The organism is Vibrio fujianensis (genome assembly GCF_002749895.1).
GTDB lineage: Bacteria > Pseudomonadota > Gammaproteobacteria > Enterobacterales > Vibrionaceae > Vibrio > Vibrio fujianensis.
On record NZ_NBUS01000041.1, the window covers coordinates 50,756 to 52,646 of the forward strand.

A 1,891-nucleotide genomic window follows, 5' to 3' on the forward strand; every position below is an offset into this window, starting at 1 on the left:
TGAAGCCTTTAAGGCCGGTGAGTTTGACCTGCGCCAAGAGAGTCAGGCGAAATTTTGGGCAACCTCTTATACCGGTGCTAATTTTGATCGGGGGTGGATCAAAAAAGAAGAGATTCCACATCATGCACCAGTTGCAACTCAAGGCTTTGTTTTTAATACTCAGCGCCCGATTTTTCAAGATGTTCGAGTACGTGAAGCATTAAATTATGCCATGGATTTTGAGTGGATGAATCGGAATATGTTTTACGATCAATATTCCCGTACTCGCAGCTATTTCCAAAATACTCGCTATGAAGCAAAAGGTTTACCGAGTGAACAAGAATTAGCGGTACTTGAGCCGTTTAAAGCACAGCTCCCCGCTCGGGTTTTTACTCAAGAATATCAGCCGCCAGTGACCGATGGCAGTGGCCGAATTCGCCCACAGATGCGAGAAGCTTTCCGATTGCTAAAAGAGGCGGGATGGGAACTGGAGAATAAAGTGATGAAAAACGTCGCCACCGGAGAGCCGATGAGTTTTGAATTACTTATTTATAGCCCAACGGCAGAGCGAATTGCCATTCCTATCCAGCGCAATTTAAAGTTGATGGGCATCGATATGAAAATCCGCACCATTGATACCACGCAATATACTAAACGGCTGCGTGATCGAGATTTTGACATGGTCTCATCCAGCTTTTTCGCTAACCCTTATCCGAGCTCCAATTTACTGATTGTTTGGCACTCAAGTTATATGGATTCTACCTATAACACTGCGGGAGTGAATGATCCGGTGATTGATGCGCTTACTGAGCAAATCGTACAAAATCAACAAAATCCATCGCAGTTAGTCGCATTAGGACGATCATTAGATCGCGTTTTACAATGGAACTTTTACCTAATTCCTCAGTGGTATACCGGAATGTATCGGGTCGCCAGTTGGGATAAATTTGCCCGTCCCGATGTGATGCCAGATTATGATTTAGGGTTAGACACGTGGTGGATCTCTGAGCAAAAAGCGCAGAAACTGCCTGCCAAACGCCGTTAAGAGGTCGACATGGCTGCGTATATTTTTCGCCGATTATTGCTGGTGATCCCCACCTTGTGGGCGATCATCACCATTAACTTTTTTATTATTCAAATTGCGCCAGGTGGCCCTGTTGAACAAGCGATTGCTCAGTTAGAAGGGCACACTTCTGGCGTCATGGAACGATTCTCTGGCGGTGGGCAAGAGGTTATCGCCAGCAAACTGGATGATAGTTCAGGTTACAAAGGATCACGAGGCTTAGATCCCGAAGTGGTTGAGGCGATCAAACGCCAGTTTGGATTTGATAAACCGATACATCAACGCTACTTTGAGATGCTGAAAAACTATCTGACCTTTAATTTTGGTGAGAGTCTGTTTCGTGGCGGAGATGTGATTGATTTGATTGTAGAACGTTTGCCCGTTTCGATTTCTTTGGGGTTATGGAGTACCCTCATCATCTACTTTATCTCCATTCCCCTTGGCATTATGAAAGCGATTCATCACGGCTCTCGTTTTGATGTCTGGTCAAGTGCACTGGTGATTGTCGGCTATGCGATTCCCGGTTTTTTATTTGCCATCATTTTGATTATTCTCTTTGCGAGCGGAAACTATTTTAGTTGGTTCCCACTCCGAGGACTAGTGTCTGATCATTTTGACCAACTGCTCTGGTATCAAAAAATAATTGACTACTTTTGGCATTTGGCGCTGCCCATTTTTGCCATGGTGATCGGTGGGTTTGCGACGTTAAGTATGCTGACCAAAAACTCCTTTCTTGATGAAATTAATAAGCAATATGTGGTAACGGCACGAGCCAAAGGGTTGGATGAACGGACTATTTTATATAAACACGTCTTTCGCAATGCTATGTTGATCATCATTGCGGGCTTT

General features: G+C 44.4%; 2 protein-coding genes. Both read left to right on the forward strand.

From position 1 onward, the window contains the following. Positions 1 to 1,024: ABC transporter substrate-binding protein (locus tag B7C60_RS18315; protein ID WP_245868859.1), on the forward strand; the 1,024-nt coding region annotated here is incomplete at its 5' end. Positions 1,025 to 1,033: 9 nt separating this feature from the next. After that, positions 1,034 to 1,891 (forward strand): microcin C ABC transporter permease YejB (yejB, locus tag B7C60_RS07560; RefSeq protein ID WP_245868861.1); only part of this gene is annotated, 858 nt, incomplete at its 3' end.